We start from the raw sequence: 17,791 nt of genomic DNA, 5'->3' as shown, positions 1-17,791 counted from the left end.
CGCGGAGGTATCATGAAATCCAAAATCCGCCAGATCGCCGGGGTTGGAATGCTCGCGCTCCTTACTGGGTGCTCGGCCTTCACCTCGACGTCTGGGCTGAACGACCTGAAGAGGACCAACGCCAGCGGTGACGCGTTCACCCAGGCGCTCTTCAAGGAGTACACATCCCTTTCGCAGTCTGAATACGACCAGTACGACTGGAAGGATTCGCTCTTCTACACCGAGCGGGCCAAGCAGGCTGCCGGCGGCACCGCGCCGGAGCCGACGCCGATCAGCGCCCGCAAGCTGCCGCAGGACATGGTGGGCACGCTCACCGAAGCGCGTTCGCTGCTGGTGAGCACGCTGTCGACCGAGCAGGCCCAGGCCGACCCGGCGACCGCCGCGAAGGCCCAGGCCAGCTTCGACTGCTGGATGGAGCAGCAGGAAGAGAACTTCCAGGTCAACGACATCACGACCTGCCGGACCGGCTTCGAGGACGCGATCGCCGCCCTGACGCCGGTGGAAGAGGTCGAGATCATCTCGCTCTCGTCCGACGTGCTGTTCGACTTCGACAAGGCGGTCGTGAAGGAAGAGTTCAAGCCTGAACTCGACGCCATCGCCGCGGAACTCGTCGCCGACACCAACAAGCGCCTGCTGGTCTGGGGTCACACCGACACGGTCGGCCCGGCCGAGTACAACATGGGCCTGTCGGTGCGTCGCGCCGAATCGGTCTCCGAGTACCTGGAGAGCCAGGGCGTCGACAGCTCGCGCCTGACCATCCAGGGCTTCGGCGAGACCAAGCTCGCCGTCCCGACCGGCGACGGCGTGGCCGAGCCGCTCAATCGCCGCGTGGAAGTGCGCCAGCGCTGACCTCCGTGCGCGGACCGGACGAGCTTCGTCCGGTTCGGTAGCGATCCAGGAAGACCCGCGCGGCCCGTCCCGCGCGGGTCTTTCTTTTTCCAGCTCCAAGCCAGCGGTGATGGACCGGGCCCGCCATGGCCGACACCTCCAACCGGGACTACGCCCGCGAGATCGCCCGCGCTGCCGGCGGGGCCATCCTGTTCGCCTTCCCGCTCCTGATGACCATGGAGATGTGGCGGCTGGGCTTCCACATGGACCGCTTCCGCCTGGCCCTGTTCGTAGCCCTGGGGGTGGTGCTGCTGGTCGGCCTGTCGCGCCGGGTCGGCTTCCAGCAGAACATCCGCTGGCGCGACGATGTCTGCGACGCCCTGTCCGCCTACGCGATCGGCACCCTGATCGCCCTGGCCTTCCTGACCCTGTTCGGCCTGCTGGACCGGACCATGGCGCCCGGCGAATGGGTCGGCAAGATCGCGGTCCAGTCGGTGCCGGCCGGGATCGGGGCGATCCTGGCACGCGCCCAGTTCACCGGCGCGCCGGACGAGGAGGATGCCCCGCCCAAGGGAGCCAGCTATGGCGGCGAACTGCTCCTGATGATCGCGGGCGCGGTGTTCGTGGCCTTCAACGTGGCGCCGACCGACGAGATCCAGGTGATCGCGCAGCAGGTCAGCGCGTGGCAGGCCGTGCTGCTGGCGCTGGTCTCCGTCACCCTCCTGCACCTGCTGGTCTACAATCTGGGCTTTTCCGGGCAGGAGGCCTGGCCGGCGAACCTGAGCTTCCTGGAGGTGTTCTTCCGCTTCAGCCTGGCCGGCTACGGCCTGGCCCTGACGGTCAGCGCCTATATTCTCTGGACGTTCGGGCGCGGCGACGATGCCGGGCTGACCCAGCTTCTCACCATGACCGTGGTGCTGGGCTTCCCATCCTCGATCGGCGCCGCCACCGCCCGCCTGATCGTGTGAGGCGGCCATGAGCGAACGGCACGACCGGGACGAGCCCCACACGCCCCTGCTGGAATGGATCGCCGCGACCCTGGGCGGCGCCTGCGCGGCGGGCGTGGTCGGCTACCTGGTGTGGGACGGGCTGAGCGGAGCGCATGCCCCGGCCGAGCTGACGGTCCGGGTCGAATCGATCACCCGGGGGCCGGCCGGGTTCCAGCTCGCCCTGGCGGTCGCCAACCAGGGCGGCCGCACCGCCGCCGAGGCGCGGGTGGCCGTGCGCTCCGAGGGTCCGGGCGGCGAGGAGGAGCGGGGCGAGCTGAGCTTCGACTATGTTCCCGGCCATTCGCTCCGGCATGGCACGCTGCTGTTCCGCCACCGGCCGGACCCGGACCGGCTCGAGCTGCAGGTGCTGGGCTACCGCGATCCCTAGGCCGGAAGGCACTACCGCCAAAGGCGATGGCAACCCTTGGGGGAGCAACCCGGTTGATGAGGAACGGGCATGCCCGCACCCATGGGCGGTGCGGATGCCGGTTGCGCAGCGGCAAGGGATGAACGCGATGGCCAGGACGAACGAGGACGCGGTGGTTCTGGCGACGGTCAGGTTGGACGACACCCGGCTCCTGATCGTGCGCCACCTGCCCGACCGGGGAACGGTCGAGATCGGCTGGTGGCACAAGGACGAAGCCGGCACCCCGGCGCAGGGCCAGGTCCTGGAACTGGCCGCCGAGGAGGCCGAGATCAACGGCTTCGCCGGCCTGTGCCGGCAGGCGCTGGAAAGCGACCCGGCAGCGGCCGCCGAGGGCGGACAGCTTGCCAGCGCCGGGCCGTTCGTGGACGGAGCCGACCTGGCGGCCCTGAACAGCGGCGGCGCGATCACGCTGGTGCGCCATCCCGAGCCCGGCAACGAGATCCGGATGTCGCGCGACGAACTGGCCCTGCTGGAGGGGATGCTGCCGGGCGCCCGGGAACGGCTGACCACGCTGGGCTACGGCCTGCCCCAGCAGGACGGCTGACCGGGGCCGGTCCCGCCTGTTCCGGCCGGCCTTCAGCGCAGGGCGAAGGTGATCGGGGCGGCCAGGTCCAGCACGTCGGCGGTCATCATCTCCGCGGGCGGCGTCGGCAGCGGGCTGACCCGGCGGACCACCGCCAGCGCCTCCTCGTCCAGCACCTCGGCGCCGGAACTGTCGACCAGCCGCACCGCCAGCACGTGGCCCTGCCGGTCGATCCGGAACTGGATCGAGGCGACCCCCTGCTGGCGCTGGCGCTGGGCGGCGCGCGGATAGCGCAGGGCGCGCTGGAAGCGGCCGAGCACCGCACCCTGCCAGCTGGGCGGGGCCTGGGCCAGCTGCACCGCCTGCCGGTTGTTGCTGGTCGCCTTGGGGGCCGCGGCGGTGGCCGCCTTGGTCGGCTGGGGCGGGGCCGCCTGCGGCGGCTCCTTGGCGACCTGCTCCACCGGCTCGGGCGGCCGCTCCACCGGCGGCGGCCGGCGCGTCTGCGGCTTGGGCGGCCGGGGCTTGGCGGTGGGCGGCGGCGCCAGCGCCGGCGGCTCGGGCAATTCCACCTCGGCCGGCTCGGGCAGGTCCAGGACCAGTTCGGACACCTCCATCGGCAGCTCCACCGGCGGCACGTCCGGCAGCTCGGTCACCGGCTCCGGCAGTTGCACCGGGGCCGGCTCCGCCACGTCGATCTCCAGCTCGGTGACCGGGTCGGGCAGATCCACCGGCGCCGGTTCCGGCTGGGGCAGGTCCGCCAGGATCTCCTCCACCGACGGAGCGGTCGGCAACGGCGCCAGGTCGATCATCACCGCGGCCGGCGGCTCGCCCGGGATCTCCACCGGGCGGCGGGCATGGAGCAGCGCCAGCACGCCGCCGACATGCAGCGCCAGCACGAGCAGGAAGGCGGCGGCCCAGCGCCCTGCCTCGCCAGGCGCCCTGCCCTCGGCGATCTCGCCCGGGAGAAGCGCGCCGGTCACGACGGGGGCACCGCCTCGAGGCCGACCAGCCCGACCTTCAGGTAGCCTGCCCCGCGCATCAGGTTCATCACCGCCATCACCTCGCCATAGGGCACCCCCTGGTCGGCGCGCAGGAAGATGCGCTGCTCGCGGTCGCCGCCGGTGGCGCTGTCCAGCCCCGCACCCAGCCGGTCACGCCCGACCGTCTGGCTGTCGATGGCCAGGCTCAGGTCCTGCTGCAGCGACACGAACACCGGTGCTTGCGGGCGCGGCGAGGTTTTGGCGTTGGCCGGCGGCAGGTCCACCGGGATGTCGGCGGTGGCCAAAGGTGCTGCCACCATGAAGATGATCAGGAGCACCAGCACGACGTCGATGAACGGCGTCACGTTGATGTCGTGGGTTTCGCCCAGGTCGTCGCCGCCGTCGTCCAGCTTGGCTGCCATCGCCGCTCACTCCGCCGCGCGGGCAAAGCCGGACCGGACGGCGCCCAGCCGGTCCAGGTCGCGGGAGACCAGGCGCATCACCTCGGCCGCCATGTCCGCCACCAGGGCCCGGCAACCGGCGATCTGCCGGGCGAAATGGTTGTACACCACCACCGCCGGGATGGCGGCAACCAGGCCGATCGCGGTGGCCAGCAGCGCCTCGGCGATGCCCGGCGCCACCACCGCCAGGTTGGTGGTCTGCGCCTCGGAGATTCCGATGAAGCTGTTCATGATACCCCAGACCGTGCCGAACAGGCCGACGAACGGCGCGGTGGAGCCGATCGTGGCCAGCACGCCGGTGCCGCGGATCATCCGCCGGCCGGCGGCGGCCTCGATCCGGTCGAGCCTGGACGCGACCCGCTCCTTGATGCCGGCCTTGCCGCCTTCCGCGAACGCGAGATCCTCGCCCGAGAGGTCCAGCTCGGTCTCGGCGGCGCCGACCAGGCTGCCGGCCACGAGGTCCCGCTTGCCCAGGTCCCGCCTGGCCAGCGCCAGGCTGCCCGCCCGGGCCAGACGGGCCGCCCCCTCGCGAGCGCGGCGGCGGACCACCGCCAGCTCCAGGAACTTCGCCAGGCAGATCGTCCAGGTGACCACCGAGGCGAAGGCCAGCCCGACCATGACCGCCTTCACCACCAGGTCGGCCGCCATGAACATGCCCCAGGGCGACAGGTCGTGCGGCAGGACCCCGGGATCGGCGGCGGGCACTCCCTCCTCCAGATGGAGGATGCCCATGCCGTCCCCCAGGCCCGGCACGACCAGCGGCGTCGTTTCCTCCGCCGCCCCAGGCTGGGGCAGGCTTTCCTGGGCCAGGGCTGCACCGGGGGACACCAGAAGCACAGTCAGCGCCAGGGCCAGGAAGGCATGCCGAAGAACTGCCCAATCAGAATGCAGGGCCGCCTTGGTGAGGGGCATGGGAATTCTCTAGCTTAGAACGGTTTCACTTTAGATCCTTTCTGAATGAACCAAGTCTTACATCGGCCCGATCAGGATCCAGCCGGAGCTTTTAGCACCATCAGCGAAACTGTCGCCCAGCAATTTGACGAGAACGCCCATGCGCGGGTCGCATCGCCAAAAAAAGGGGCGCCGGGTCTCCCCGGCGCCCCCTCTCCTGCCCCGACGGACAGGTCAGCTGCGGTAGTCGTCCGCGAAGATGTCGCGGTCCTTGGTTTCCGGCACGAATAGGGCGCCGATCACCACCGTCGCCCCGGCGATGATGATCGGGTACCAGAGGCCGTAATAGATATCGCCCTTCCAGGCGATCATCGCGAAGGCGGTCGCCGGCAGGAGCCCGCCGAACCAGCCATTGCCGATATGGTAGGGCAGCGACATGGCGGTGTAGCGGATCCGGGTCGGGAACAGCTCGACCAGGGCCGCCGCGATCGGGCCGTAGACCATGGTCACGTAGATCACCAGCACGGTCAGGATCAGCACGACCATCAGCGCGCTGCCGTGGAAGATGTCGAACGGGTGGTCGAGCTTGACGATGCCGGGATCGCCGGCCGAGGGATAGCCGCGCTCGGTCAGCGCGGTGGTGATCGACGCGGCGAAGGCGTCGCTCAGCGCCTTGAGGTCGGCGCCGGCCTGGCTGGCGTCGAAGGCCGGAATGGTCTGGTCGCCGATCCGGACCGAGGCGACCGTGCCGGCCGGAGCTTCCTCAAAGGCATAGTTCACGCCGTTCTTGGCGAGCAGCGCCTTGGCGATGTCGCAGGAACTGGTGAACTTGGCGGTGCCGACCGGGTTGAACTGGAAGGCGCACGTGGCCGGGTCGGCCACCACGGTGACCGGGGTGGATTCCTGGGCGGTCGCCAGCGCCGGGTTGGCGGCGTGGGTCAGCGCCTTGAACAGCGGGAAGTAGGTCAGCGCCGCCAGCAGGCAGCCCAGCAGGATGATCGGCTTGCGGCCGACCCGGTCGGACAGCCAGCCGAAGAAGATGAACCCGCCGGTGCCCAGCACCAGCGACCAGGCGATCAGGAGGTTGGCGGAGTAGCCGTCGACCTTGAGGACGCTCTGCAGGAAGAACAGGGCGTAGAACTGGCCGGTGTACCAGACCACCGCCTGGCCGGCGGTCAGGCCGACCAGGGCGATGATCGCGATCTTGGCATAGCGCCACTGGCCGAACGCCTCGGTGAGCGGCGCCTTGGAGCCGGTGCCCTCCTCCTTCATCCGCTTGAAGGCCGGGCTTTCCTGGAGCTGCAGGCGGATCCAGACCGAGATGCCGAGCAGCACCACCGAGATCAGGAAGGGAATGCGCCAGCCCCAGTCGGCGAACGCCTCCTCGCCCAGCGCCGAGCGCACCGCCAGGATCACCAGCAGCGACAGGAACAGGCCGAGGGTCGCGGTGGTCTGGATCCAGGAGGTGTAGAAGCCGCGCCGGCCCTGCGGGGCGTGCTCGGCGACATAGGTCGCGGCGCCGCCATACTCGCCGCCCAGCGCCAGACCCTGCAGCAGGCGCAGCACGATCAGGATCACCGGGGCCAACAGGCCGATGCTGTCGGCGGTCGGCAGGATGCCGACCAGGAAGGTGGAGGCGCCCATGATCAGGATGGTGATCAGGAAGGTGTACTTGCGCCCCACCAGGTCACCCAGCCGGCCGAACACCAGGGCGCCGAACGGGCGGACCAGGAAGCCCGCGGCGAACGCCAGGAGCGCGAAGATGTTGCGGGTGTTCTCGTCGAACTGGGTGAAGAACTTGGCCCCGATGATGACCGCCAAGGATCCGTAGAGGTAGAAGTCGTACCACTCGAACACGGTGCCCGCCGAGGAGGCGAGGATCACCTTGCGTTCTTCCGCCGTCATCGGTCGGGTCTTGCTGCCCGCACCGGGACGACCGGCCATCGTAGCCATGGTCTTGTTTCCCTGATCGCCAGGACGGCGCCGCCAGCGCACGCATGCCGGCATCATCCTGACCTGCCGGGACCGAACATCGGCAGAAGATCGGGCGTGCCCCGCCCGGTCCTGTTCGATCCCTATGCCCTGACCTTTCACGAGGACCGGCCGCGGCCCGTCCCCGCCGCTTCTGCCGCGGCTCGCGTCCGACGCTAGTGCGGGAACCGGCGATTAGGTAGCGCCGCGACCTCGGGACGCGCCGCGTGCTCTTCGCGGAAGGGCAGGCGTTACTTTCGCGCCACGCTTTTCCCTTCATCGTTTAACAAGACACGGCGGCCGCCCCGAAATACCGGACAATGCACGATCCTGCGGTACTTCGCGGTCAATTGCCCGGATCCAGTCCGGATCAGACATGCACGTCGCCGAACGCCAGTTCTCCTTCGCTGTGCAGGACCTGCAAGGAGGCGAACGCCACCCAGGCATAGAACAGGCCCACAACCAGCAGGGTCAGCCAGCCCGGCACCGGGCCGATCGCGGTGTTGCGCAGCCACTCGTCGAAGGTCTGCACCAGCCGGGTGATCGCCGCGTTCTCGGGCGGGTGGGTGGTGGTGGTCTTGAGCAGCCAGGCCAGCAGCAGGATCAGGAACATCCAGCAATAGTTGCGGCGCAGCCGGCGGGCCATCGCCTGGCGCAGGTTGATCAGGAATTGCGGGCGGCGCAGGTCCTGGCCCAGGAGCTGGACCCACTCGTCGCCGGTATCGGTCTCGGGCGCGAAGATCTGGGCGAAGTAGTTGCGCTCCATCCGGCGCACCCGGTTGCGGTAGACGTCGAAGAAGCGGTAGCGGCGCGCCTCGATCACCAGCAGGAGCAGCACCAGCAGCATGGCGAACAGCACCAGGCCGTGATGCGCGGTGGGCGTGGACAGCGACACCGACAAGAGCGCCGCCGACACGGTGATCGCCCAGTTGGTGGTCCGGTCGATCCGGTCCCGCCAGCCGGCCATCCGCGCGATCTCCGCCCGGTGGAAATGGGCCAGCACGGTGATGAACTCGCCGGGCGTGCCGGGAAAGACCGGCGCCTCGATCACCGGCCGCAGATCGTCGTTCGCCATGGACCGCTTCCTTCCCGCAGGCCGCTTCGTTGGCGCGCGGAGGATCCACGCGCACGCGGCTCCGGGCGATGCTGCGTCGGAAACGGCATGGGAGCAATCGGCGCGGCGCCAGAGGCGGAGGCGGACGGGTGGGGTTGGTGGGCCCGGCAGGAATTGAACCCGCGACCAAGCCGTTATGAGCGGCCCGCTCTAACCCCTGAGCTACAGGCCCCACCGGGGTGGTGGGATAGCGGCTGGCGCCGGGACTGGCAATCGGCGCAAAAAACCGCCGGCTGAAAACGCCAACCGCGCCCGGAGCATGGCTTCGGGCGCGGTCGGTCGGGTCGGATCGGACGCCGGAGAGGCGCCCTGTCCGGCTCAGGTATCCAGGAAGGAGCGCAGCTTGCGCGAGCGCGAGGGGTGCTTGAGCTTGCGCAGCGCCTTGGCCTCGATCTGCCGGATGCGCTCGCGGGTCACGCTGAACTGCTGGCCGACCTCCTCCAGGGTGTGGTCGGTGTTCATGCCGATGCCAAAGCGCATGCGCAGCACGCGCTCCTCGCGCGGGGTGAGCGTGGCCAGCACCCGTGTGGTCGACTCGCGCAGGTTGGAGAGCGTCGCCGCCTCCAGCGGCTGGACCGCGTTCTTGTCCTCGATGAAGTCGCCGAGATGCGAATCCTCCTCGTCGCCGATCGGCGTCTCGAGGGAGATCGGCTCCTTGGCGATCTTGAGGACCTTGCGGACCTTGTCGAGCGGCATGTTCAGCTTGACCGCCAGCTCTTCCGGGGTGGGCTCCCGGCCGAACTCGTGCAGCATCTGGCGGGACGCGCGCACCAGCTTGTTGATCGTCTCGATCATGTGGACCGGGATGCGGATGGTCCGGGCCTGGTCGGCGATCGAGCGGGTGATCGCCTGGCGAATCCACCAGGTCGCATAGGTCGAGAACTTGTAGCCGCGCCGGTACTCGAACTTGTCCACCGCCTTCATCAGGCCGATGTTGCCCTCCTGGATCAGGTCCAGGAACTGCAGGCCGCGGTTGGTGTACTTCTTGGCGATGGAGATCACGAGGCGCAGGTTGGCCTCGACCATCTCCTTCTTCGCGCGGGACGCGTCGCGCTCGCCCTTCTGCACCAGGCTGACGATGCGGCGGAACTCGCCGATCTGCAGGCCGGTCTCGTCGGCGATCGCCGCGATGTCGCCGCGAAGCGCCACCACCTCGTCGCGATGGCGGGTGACGAAGTCCTGCCAGTACTTGTCCTTGAGCGCGCCGACCTTCTCCAGCCAGTCCGGGTCGAGCTCGTGGTTCTGGTAGGCGGTGATGAACTTCTCGCGGCTGACCTTGGAGGACAGGGCCAGGCGCAGCAGCTTGCCTTCCAGGGACTGCAGCAGCTTGTTCATGTCGTTGAGCTGGGCGACCAGCGCTTCCACCTTGAGCGGGTGGAGCTGGATGACCGCCATCGCCTCGACCATCTCCGAGCGCGACTTCTCGTACTCGACCTGGAGCTGGCGCATCACCGGGCGGTTGGCCTGGATCAGGGCCAGCCGCTCCTCCTGGAGCTGGCGCAGCTCCATGTAGCGCTCGGCGATGGCGTCGAAGGTCTCCAGCACGGTGTCGCGCAGCTTGGCCTCGAGCATCGAGAGCGACATCGCGTCGTCCTCGTCCTCCTCGCCCTCGCCGCCAGCCGCATTGGGGGCCTGCGCCTCCTCGTCGTCCTCGTCCTCGGCAGGCTCCTCGCCGTCGACCTGCCCGCGTCCCCCGGCAGCCGCCTCGCCGGTCGCCGCCTCCTCGGGCGCCGGGCCGCCTTCGTAGGTGGCCTCCAGATCGATGATGTCGCGCAACGGCACCCGACCCTCGCGGATCGCGTCGCGCCAACCGATCACCGCGCGCATGGTGAGCGGGCTCTCGCACAGGGCCTCGAGGACCATGTTGCGGCCAGCTTCGATGCGCTTGGCGATCTCGATCTCGCCCTCGCGGGACAGAAGCTCGATCGAGCCCATCTCGCGCAGGTACATCCGGACTGGGTCGTCGGTGCGGCCGAGCTCTTCCTGCTCCGGCTCGTCCGAATCTTCCTTGTCGGAATCCTCTTCCTTCTCGGCGGCCTGCTGGTCGCTGAGCTCGAGATTCTCCTCGCCCTCGCCCCGCGCCCGGGCATCGCCATCCTCGGCTTCCTCGCGCACGACCGAGACCCCGCGCGATTCCAGATAGGCGATCATCTCGTCCATCTGTTCCGGGGTGGCACTGGCGGGCAGACCGTTGTTCAGCTGGTCGTAGGAGATCGAGCCCTTCTCGCGCGCGGTCTGGACCAGCTTGCGCAGGGCCGGATTGGCCTGGAGCAGCTGCTCCACGCCGGTCCGGACGATCGTCTTGGCCGCTGCCTTGGACTTGCTCGACGACGTCGCCACCTTGAGGGGTTGGCTCTTCGCCATGCGGAAAACCTCCTGTCGCGGCCGGTGCAAGCCGCTAACGCCGGAATTGCCGAAGCCGCGCGGTGCCCTCACCGCGCGGTGAATTTCTCACTGTTGCCGATTGGACACGAAGGACGCTGGTGGAGCGCGCGAGTCGTCAATCCCCGACGTCGCCGTCGGAATTCACCGATCCCGCGAAGGCTGCACGCGCACGCGCACGCAGCGCTCTCTTCCCGCGAAGCCTGGCCCACTGTTCGAGGACCAGTTCGTCCGACGTCGCCTGGCGCTGGTTGTTACCAGATGACCGATCACCAAGGATCCGGTCGACGAGTTCGCCCAAGCCTGAACTGGCCAGATGGTGGTGCAGGGCGCTGCCGTCAAGCTCTGCACCGGCATCTTCCTCCAAAGAGAGCGCATACCACTCCAGCATGTGGCTGACGAGCCGCCGGTGGTCGGGAATCTTCCACCCGAAGTCGGCGATGTCCTCCTCCAGGGAGCGCAAGAGGCGCGGCTCGCCGATCACCGGCGCCAGCAGCGCCCGCTCCAGCCGCTCGCGCTCGTCGAACGGGCGCAGGCTGCTGCCGGCGACCTGGGCGATCATGGGCTGGCGGCGCGCCTGGGGGGCGCGGAACGGCATCAGGATGTCGAGGCGGCGCCGGAACTCGGTCACGTACTGCCGCTGCAGCTCGGGATCGCCGATCCGGCGCAGCCGCTCGACCGAATCGCGGCGCAGGGCCGCCCGTCGCTCCGGCGTGTCGATCGGCCTTCCCTCAATGGCGATCGACCAGAGGAAGTCGACCAGCGCCACCGCCCCCTCGACCACCCGGTGGACCGCCTGGGCGCCCTCGCTGCGCAGCAGGTCGTCCGGGTCCTTGCCGGGCGGCAGGAACGCCACCCGCAGGGAGCGCTCCGGCGCCAGGAACGGCAAAGCCCGCTCGGCGGCCCGGTCGGCCGCCCGGCGGCCGGCCTCGTCGCCGTCGAAGCACAGGACCGGCTCGGCCGAGAGCTTCCAGAGCCGCTGCAGCTGGCGCTCGCCCAGGGCGGTGCCGAGCGGCGCCACCGCGAACGGCAGGCCCGCCTCGTGCATGGCGATCACGTCGACATAGCCCTCGACCACCACGACCCGCCGGGCGGCCCTGGCCGGGGCCAGCGCCAGGTCGAGGCCGTAGAGCTGCTCGCCCTTGTGGAAGAGCGGCGTTTCCGCGGTGTTCAGGTATTTGGGCTTGGCGTCGCCGAACGCCCGGCCGCCAAACCCCACCACCCGGCCCCGCTCGTCGCGGATCGGGAACATCAGGCGGTTGCGGAACCGGTCGAAGGGTGCCCGGCCGGTTTCCTGGTCGATCAGGACCAGGCCGGCCTCGGCCAGCTTCTGCACCGACAGGCCCCGCGCCGAGAGCGCCTCGACCAGGGCATGGCCGCCGCCAGGGGCAAAGCCCAGGCCGAACGCCTGGATCTTGTCGGGGCGCAGGTCGCGGCGCTCCAGATAGGCCCGCGCCTCCCGGCCCGCGGCCCCGGCGAGCTGGACCGCGAACCACTCGGCCGCGGCGGCGTTGACCGCGTAGAGGTCCTGGTCGACCCGGGGCGCGGCCGGCCCCTCGCGCCTGGGTGCGAGGATGCCGGTCAGCTCCTCCAGGCGCTCCAGGGCGTCGCCGAACTCCAGGTTCTCGGCCCGCATGATGAAGTCGATGGCGTTGCCGTGGGCACCGCAGCCAAAGCAGTGGAAGAAGCCCTTGTCCTCCACCACGGCGAAGGACGGGCTCTTTTCCTTGTGGAACGGGCAGAGCCCCTGCCACTCGCGCCCCTTGCGGACCATGCGGACATGGCGGGCGACGATCTCGACCAGCGGCAGCCGCGCCTTGAACTCGTCCAGGTTCGGCCGTGGCCCGCTGCTCACCGGTCCCTCCGCAAGATGGTGGCCTGAAGGATGATAGCCCGCCTGAAGGATGTTGGCCCGCCCGAAGGACGATGGCCCGAATGTCGCCGGGTCAGTGCAGCCGCTGCTGCAGGATGAGCTTCGCGCGGCTGAAATCCATCCGTCCCGCGAACTCGGCCTTCAGCTCGGCCAGCACCCGGCCCAGGTCCTTGACCTTCTGCGCGCCGGTGCGCGCCAGCGCGGCGTCCACCGCCTGGGCGGTGTCTTCCTCGCTCATCGCGGGCGTGAGGAAGCGGGAGATGATCTCGATCTCCTCCTCTTCCTGCCGGGCCAGCTCCAGCTGGCCCTGCTCCTCGTAGCGGCCGATCTGCTCGCGCCGCTGCGCGATCATCGCCGCCATCATCTGCTCGAGATCGCAATCCTCGATCTCGTCGCTCCGGCCGGATTCCTTGTCACAGAACCGTCGCTCGTTCAGTGCACATCGGACGAGACGCAGCGTGCGGATCGCACGCTCGTCGTTGAGGGTGGAGGCCTCCTTGAGAGCGGCCGCCAGTTTTTCACGTAACACCAACCCACCTCCGGTGGACGCATGGGTAGCTCGTCGCGGACGAACGGTCCGAACGGCCCTGCGAGCCGCCAAGCGAGCGGCAGGTATCCTCCCGCCTGAAACGATTCAAGTGGCATCCGTTCCTGTATTTCAGGACATCTTACGTTCATCGTTTATCTGCATGATGTGTAGAACCACTCTGCCTTGACCGGCAAGAGCCAGGATGGCAGAAGCGGCGGGGTCGTGACGCATGTCACGGCCGCCGTTCCGCACGCCCGCAGCTCAAAGCCGGTTCGTGCCTCATTCCCGGAAGGCGCGCCATGACCAACCCAGGCTCCAAGCCTACCGCCGCCCTGGCGCTCGCCGACGGCACCGTGTTCCTCGGCCGAGGCCATGGTGCAGCCGGCATCCGCACCGCCGAGATCGTGTTCAACACCGCGATCACCGGCTACCAGGAGATTCTGACCGATCCGTCCTATGCCGGGCAGATCGTGACCTTCACGTTTCCGCATATCGGCAATGTCGGAGTGAATGGCGAGGACACCGAGGCTGGCACGCCCTATGCGGCCGGCGCCGTGTTCCGCGCCTTCCCGACCGCCCCCTCCAACTGGCGCGCCGAGCGTTCGCTGGAGCAGTGGCTGGCCGATCACGGGATCGGCGCGATCTCGGGCATCGACACCCGCCGGCTGACCCGGCACCTGCGCGACCGCGGCGCGCAGAACGCCGCCCTGCAGGTCGCCCCCGACGGGGCCCTCGACCTCGACGCCCTCAAGAAGGCCGCCGCCGGCGCGCCCTCGATGGTCGGCCAGGATCTCGCCACCGGCGTCTCCGCCACCCAGCGCTATGGCTGGCAGCAGGCCGGCTGGTCGATCCCGGGCGGCTACACGGTGGGCAGCGGCGACGGCCCGCACGTCGTGGTGGTCGACTACGGCATCAAGAGCAACATCCTGCGCTCGCTGGCCGAGCAGGGCTGCCGGATCACGGTGGTCCCGGCCACCACCACCGCCGAAGAGATCCGGGCGCTGGACCCGGACGGGGTGCTGTTCGGCAACGGCCCAGGCGATCCCGCCGCCACCGGCGCCCATGCGGTGCCGGTGATCAAGGACGTGGTCGATGCGGACCTGCCGGTGTTCGGCATCTGCCTTGGCCACCAGCTGCTGGGCCTGGCGCTGGGCGCCAAGACCACCAAGATGCGCTTTGGCCACCACGGCGCGAACCACCCGGTGAAGGACTTCACCACTGGGCGGGTCGAGATCACCTCCCAGAACCACGGCTTCGCCATCGACGAGACCGGCCTGCCCGCCAGCATCCAGGTCACCCACCGCTCGCTGTTCGACGGCACGATCCAGGGCATCGCGCTGGAAGGCCGGCCGGTGTTCTCGGTCCAGTACCATCCGGAAGCGTCGCCCGGTCCGGCCGACAGCAGCTACCTGTTCCAGCGTTTCGTGGAGGCTGTGCGCGCCCGCCGCGCCTCCGCCTGACCCGAGCCCAACTCCGCCCTGCCCTGAACGTCCGATCGGCCGAGCCAGAACCATGCCCAAACGTACCGACATCAAGTCGATCCTGGTGATCGGCGCCGGCCCGATCGTGATCGGGCAGGCCTGCGAGTTCGACTATTCCGGCACCCAGGCCTGCAAGGCGCTGCGCGGCGAGGGCTATCGGATCGTCCTGGTCAATTCGAACCCGGCGACGATCATGACCGACCCGGAGACGGCCGACGCCACCTATATCGAGCCGATCACCCCGGACTTCGTCGCCAAGATCATCGAGAAGGAGCGCCCGGACGCGCTGCTGCCGACCATGGGCGGGCAGACGGCGCTGAACACCGCCAAGGCGCTGGCCGAGAGCGGCGTCCTGGACAAGTTCGGGGTCGAGCTGATCGGCGCCAAGCTGCCGGCCATCGACAAGGCCGAGGACCGGGCGCAGTTCCGCGAGGCGATGATCAAGATCGGCCTCGACATGCCGAAATCGGTGGTCGTGCGCTCGATGGAGCAGGCGCGGGAAGCGCTGGAGCTGACCGGCCTGCCGGCGATCATCCGCCCCTCCTTCACGCTGGGCGGCACCGGCGGCGGCATCGCCTACAACCGGGAAGAGTTCGAGCGGATCGTCACCTCCGGCCTGGACGCCTCGCCGATCACCGAGGTGCTGGTCGAGGAATCGGTGCTGGGCTGGAAGGAGTACGAGATGGAGGTGGTCCGCGACAAGGCGGACAACTGCATCATCATCTGCTCCATCGAGAACGTCGATCCGATGGGCGTGCATACCGGCGACAGCATCACCGTCGCCCCGGCGCTCACGCTGACCGACAAGGAATACCAGCGGATGCGCTCGGCCTCGATCGCCGTGCTGCGCGAGGTGGGCGTCGATACCGGCGGCTCCAACGTGCAGTTCGCGATCGATCCCGCCAGCGGCCGCATGGTCGTGATCGAGATGAACCCGCGGGTGTCGCGCTCCTCCGCCCTGGCCTCCAAGGCGACCGGCTTCCCGATCGCCAAGGTCGCGGCCCTCCTGGCGGTGGGCTACACGCTGGACGAGGTGCAGAACGACATCACCCGGGTGACGCCGGCCAGCTTCGAGCCGTCGATCGACTACGTGGTCACCAAGATCCCGCGCTTCACCTTCGAGAAGTTCCCCGAAACCGAGCCGTTGCTTTCCACCGCGATGAAGTCGGTGGGCGAGGTGATGGCGATCGGGCGGACCTTCCAGGAAAGCCTGCAGAAGGCGCTGCGCGGCCTGGAGACCGGCCTGTCCGGCCTGGACGAGATCGAGCTGCCCGCCGACGTCCCGCCGCATGACGCGCTGGTGGAGATGCTGGGCCAGCCGACCCCGGACCGGTTCCGGGTGGCGGCGCAGGCGCTGCGCGAGGGCATGAGCGTCGAGGAGATCCACAAGATCACCCGGTTCGACCCCTGGTTCCTGCGCCAGATCGAGGAGATCGTCCACACCGAGGCGGCGCTCGCGGCGGACGGCCTGCCTGGCACGCGGGACGAGCTGCACCGGCTCAAGGCCATGGGCTTTTCCGACAAGCGCCTGGCCAGGCTGGTCGGCAGCAGCGAGGACGCGGTCCGCGCCCAGCGCCATGCCCTCAAGGTGCACCCGGTCTACAAGCGGATCGACACCTGCGCCGCCGAGTTCGAATCGCAGACGCCCTACATGTACTCGACCTACGAGACGCCGGCGTTCGGCGAGGACGAGGCCGAGGACGAGAGCCGGCCTTCCGACCGCACCAAGGTCATCATCCTGGGCGGCGGGCCAAACCGGATCGGCCAGGGCATCGAGTTCGACTATTGCTGCGTGCATGCCGCGTTCGGGCTGAAGGACGCCGGCTTCGAGACGGTGATGGTCAACTGCAACCCGGAGACGGTGTCCACCGACCCGGACACGTCCGACCGCCTTTATTTCGAGCCGCTGACCGCCGAGGACGTCCTGGAGATCTGCGCCAAGGAGGCCAGCAACGGCACGCTGCTCGGCTGCATCGTCCAGCTGGGCGGGCAGACCCCGCTCAAGCTCAGCCACCACCTGGAGAAGGCCGGGATCCCGATCCTGGGCACCCCGGTCGATTCGATCGACCTCGCCGAGGACCGCGAGCGCTTCCAGGGCCTTCTCCACCGGCTGGGGCTGAAGCAGCCGGAGAGCGCGGTTGCCAACGGCGCCGACGAGGCGGTGAGCAAGGCCAACGAGCTGGGCTACCCGGTGATGCTGCGGCCGTCCTACGTGCTGGGCGGCCGGGCGATGCGGATCGTCCATGACGAGACCGACGCCAAGGCCTTCGCCAAGGAAGCGGCGGCGGTGTCCGAGCAGGGGGCGGTGCTGATCGACCGCTATCTGTCGGACGCGATCGAGGTCGATGTCGACGTGATCGCCGACGGCACCGACAGCGTGGTCGCCGGGGTGATGGAACATATCGAGGAGGCCGGCGTCCATTCGGGCGACAGCGCCTGCTCGCTGCCGCCCTACTCCCTGCCCAAGCACGTGATCGCCGAGATCGAGCGGCAGTCCAAGGCGCTGGCCAAGGCGCTGAACGTGCGCGGCCTGATGAACGTGCAGTTCGCGGTCAAGGGCGAGGTCGTCTACATCCTGGAGGTGAACCCGCGCGCCTCGCGGACCGTGCCGTTCGTGGCCAAGGCGATCGGCCGGCAGCTCGCCAAGATGGCGGCGCGGATCATGGCGGGCGAGCCCCTGTCCAGCTTCGACCTGGACCTGCGCGCGCTCGACCATGTCGCGGTCAAGGAGGCCGTGTTCCCGTTCGCCCGCTTCCCGGGCGTCGACCTGATCCTGGGGCCGGAAATGAAGTCGACCGGCGAGGTGATGGGCCTGGACCGCGACTTCGGCACCGCCTTCCTCAAGGGCCAGATCGGCTCCGGCCAGGCGCTGCCGAAGAGCGGCACGGTGTTCTTGTCGGTGCGCGACCAGGACAAGCCCGCCGCGGTCGAGATGGGCCGGCGGATGGTCGAGCTCGGCTACGGCATCGTCGCGACCACCGGCACGGCGGCGGTGCTGCGCGGGGCCAGCGTGCCGGTCGAGGAGATCAACAAGGTCCATGAGGGCCGGCCGCACGTGGTGGACCGGATCAAGGACAAGGGCGTCGTGCTGGTGATCAACACCACCGACGGGCGCCAGGCGATCAAGGACAGCTACTCCTTGCGGCGCGAGGCCCTGATGAACCGGGTGCCGTACACGACGACGCTCGCCGGCGCCAAGGCGGTGGTCCAGGCCCTGGGGGCGCTGGCCAGCGGCGATCTTGCGGTGGTACCGTTGCAAGCCTATTTTCAGCTATCCCGAGCCGACGATTTGGTGTCCCCAGGCGCGCGTGGAGCGTGATTCCTGCTTCTCGAGAGTTGACT

14 protein-coding genes and 1 tRNA gene are annotated in these 17,791 nt (G+C 69.2%); 6 read left to right on the top strand and 9 right to left on the bottom strand.

Going from position 1 to position 17,791, the window contains the following annotated elements:
• Window positions 1-12: 12 nt before the first annotated feature.
• From GEMRO_RS29095 to GEMRO_RS0111170, 4 genes are all read left to right on the top strand, one after another.
• Window positions 13-849 carry an OmpA family protein gene (locus tag GEMRO_RS29095; protein ID WP_051328958.1) on the top strand — a complete coding sequence of 279 codons (837 nt, stop codon included), beginning with the start codon at window positions 13-15 and terminating at the stop codon, window positions 847-849.
• Window positions 850-974: 125 nt separating this feature from the next.
• Window positions 975-1,796 (top strand): TIGR02587 family membrane protein, encoded by an 822-nt coding sequence (locus GEMRO_RS0111180; protein WP_027134052.1) that lies wholly within the window; start codon window positions 975-977, stop codon window positions 1,794-1,796.
• Between the two features lie 7 nt (window positions 1,797-1,803).
• On the top strand, window positions 1,804-2,205 hold the full coding sequence (locus GEMRO_RS32610) for a hypothetical protein (RefSeq protein ID WP_051328957.1): 402 nt from the start codon (window positions 1,804-1,806) through the stop codon (window positions 2,203-2,205).
• A gap of 127 nt (window positions 2,206-2,332) precedes the next feature.
• Window positions 2,333-2,788, top strand: coding sequence for a hypothetical protein (locus GEMRO_RS0111170; protein ID WP_157505545.1), 456 nt, complete (start codon window positions 2,333-2,335; stop codon window positions 2,786-2,788).
• 32 nt (window positions 2,789-2,820) lie between these two features.
• On the opposite strand, the gene GEMRO_RS29085 is transcribed toward GEMRO_RS0111170, so the two are convergent.
• The 9 genes from GEMRO_RS29085 to GEMRO_RS0111125 form a co-directional block, all read right to left on the bottom strand.
• Window positions 2,821-3,747, bottom strand: a complete 927-nt coding sequence (locus GEMRO_RS29085) for an energy transducer TonB (protein WP_051328956.1) — start codon at window positions 3,745-3,747, stop codon at window positions 2,821-2,823.
• The gene (gene exbD / locus GEMRO_RS0111160; RefSeq protein ID WP_027134050.1) at window positions 3,744-4,169 is read right to left on the bottom strand and encodes a TonB system transport protein ExbD; all 426 of its coding nucleotides are present in this window, start codon (window positions 4,167-4,169) and stop codon (window positions 3,744-3,746) included. Before exbD ends, GEMRO_RS29085 begins: the two co-directional genes overlap by 4 nt.
• A 6-nt stretch (window positions 4,170-4,175) precedes the next feature.
• Window positions 4,176-5,120: a tonB-system energizer ExbB gene (gene exbB, locus GEMRO_RS0111155; RefSeq protein ID WP_051328955.1), complete on the bottom strand. Its 945-nt coding sequence runs from the start codon at window positions 5,118-5,120 to the stop codon at window positions 4,176-4,178.
• A gap of 213 nt (window positions 5,121-5,333) precedes the next feature.
• Window positions 5,334-7,052: an MFS transporter gene (locus tag GEMRO_RS0111150; protein WP_027134048.1), complete on the bottom strand. Its 1,719-nt coding sequence runs from the start codon at window positions 7,050-7,052 to the stop codon at window positions 5,334-5,336.
• Window positions 7,053-7,440: 388 nt separating this feature from the next.
• Entirely contained in the window at window positions 7,441-8,145 is a 705-nt protein-coding gene (locus GEMRO_RS0111145) for a DUF2270 domain-containing protein (RefSeq protein ID WP_051328954.1), read from the bottom strand.
• Window positions 8,146-8,280: 135 nt separating this feature from the next.
• Window positions 8,281-8,356: transfer RNA gene (locus tag GEMRO_RS0111140), tRNA-Ile, on the bottom strand.
• 146 nt (window positions 8,357-8,502) lie between these two features.
• On the bottom strand, window positions 8,503-10,548 hold the full coding sequence (rpoD, locus tag GEMRO_RS0111135; protein ID WP_157505544.1) for an RNA polymerase sigma factor RpoD: 2,046 nt from the start codon (window positions 10,546-10,548) through the stop codon (window positions 8,503-8,505).
• 136 nt (window positions 10,549-10,684) lie between these two features.
• Window positions 10,685-12,421, bottom strand: a complete 1,737-nt coding sequence (dnaG, locus tag GEMRO_RS29080) for a DNA primase (RefSeq protein WP_051328953.1) — start codon at window positions 12,419-12,421, stop codon at window positions 10,685-10,687.
• A 91-nt stretch (window positions 12,422-12,512) separates the two neighbouring features.
• On the bottom strand, window positions 12,513-13,040 hold the full coding sequence (locus tag GEMRO_RS0111125; RefSeq protein WP_169728363.1) for a GatB/YqeY domain-containing protein: 528 nt from the start codon (window positions 13,038-13,040) through the stop codon (window positions 12,513-12,515).
• A gap of 227 nt (window positions 13,041-13,267) precedes the next feature.
• Here GEMRO_RS0111125 and carA point away from each other — a divergent pair, with 227 nt between their 5' ends.
• The gene (carA, locus tag GEMRO_RS0111120) at window positions 13,268-14,428 is read left to right on the top strand and encodes a glutamine-hydrolyzing carbamoyl-phosphate synthase small subunit (protein ID WP_027134044.1); all 1,161 of its coding nucleotides are present in this window, start codon (window positions 13,268-13,270) and stop codon (window positions 14,426-14,428) included.
• A 52-nt stretch (window positions 14,429-14,480) separates the two neighbouring features.
• Window positions 14,481-17,768, top strand: a complete 3,288-nt coding sequence (carB, locus tag GEMRO_RS29075) for a carbamoyl-phosphate synthase large subunit (RefSeq protein ID WP_051328951.1) — start codon at window positions 14,481-14,483, stop codon at window positions 17,766-17,768.
• Window positions 17,769-17,791: the final 23 nt, after the last annotated feature.

The sequence above is a fragment of the Geminicoccus roseus DSM 18922 genome (assembly GCF_000427665.1).
GTDB lineage: Bacteria > Pseudomonadota > Alphaproteobacteria > Geminicoccales > Geminicoccaceae > Geminicoccus > Geminicoccus roseus.
The sequence above is the reverse complement of the archived record's forward strand: the minus strand, read 5'-3'. Positions and strand labels throughout refer to the sequence as shown.

Coding starts and splice junctions, on each gene's coding strand:
- GEMRO_RS29095 (WP_051328958.1), top strand. CDS start 13: ATGAAATCCAAAATCCGCCAGATCGCCGGGGTTGGAATGCTCGCGCTC.
- GEMRO_RS0111180 (WP_027134052.1), top strand. CDS start 975: ATGGCCGACACCTCCAACCGGGACTACGCCCGCGAGATCGCCCGCGCT.
- GEMRO_RS32610 (WP_051328957.1), top strand. CDS start 1,804: ATGAGCGAACGGCACGACCGGGACGAGCCCCACACGCCCCTGCTGGAA.
- GEMRO_RS0111170 (WP_157505545.1), top strand. CDS start 2,333: ATGGCCAGGACGAACGAGGACGCGGTGGTTCTGGCGACGGTCAGGTTG.
- exbD (WP_027134050.1), bottom strand. CDS start 4,169: ATGGCAGCCAAGCTGGACGACGGCGGCGACGACCTGGGCGAAACCCAC.
- exbB (WP_051328955.1), bottom strand. CDS start 5,120: ATGCCCCTCACCAAGGCGGCCCTGCATTCTGATTGGGCAGTTCTTCGG.
- GEMRO_RS0111150 (WP_027134048.1), bottom strand. CDS start 7,052: ATGGCTACGATGGCCGGTCGTCCCGGTGCGGGCAGCAAGACCCGACCG.
- GEMRO_RS0111145 (WP_051328954.1), bottom strand. CDS start 8,145: ATGGCGAACGACGATCTGCGGCCGGTGATCGAGGCGCCGGTCTTTCCC.
- rpoD (WP_157505544.1), bottom strand. CDS start 10,548: ATGGCGAAGAGCCAACCCCTCAAGGTGGCGACGTCGTCGAGCAAGTCC.
- carA (WP_027134044.1), top strand. CDS start 13,268: ATGACCAACCCAGGCTCCAAGCCTACCGCCGCCCTGGCGCTCGCCGAC.
- carB (WP_051328951.1), top strand. CDS start 14,481: ATGCCCAAACGTACCGACATCAAGTCGATCCTGGTGATCGGCGCCGGC.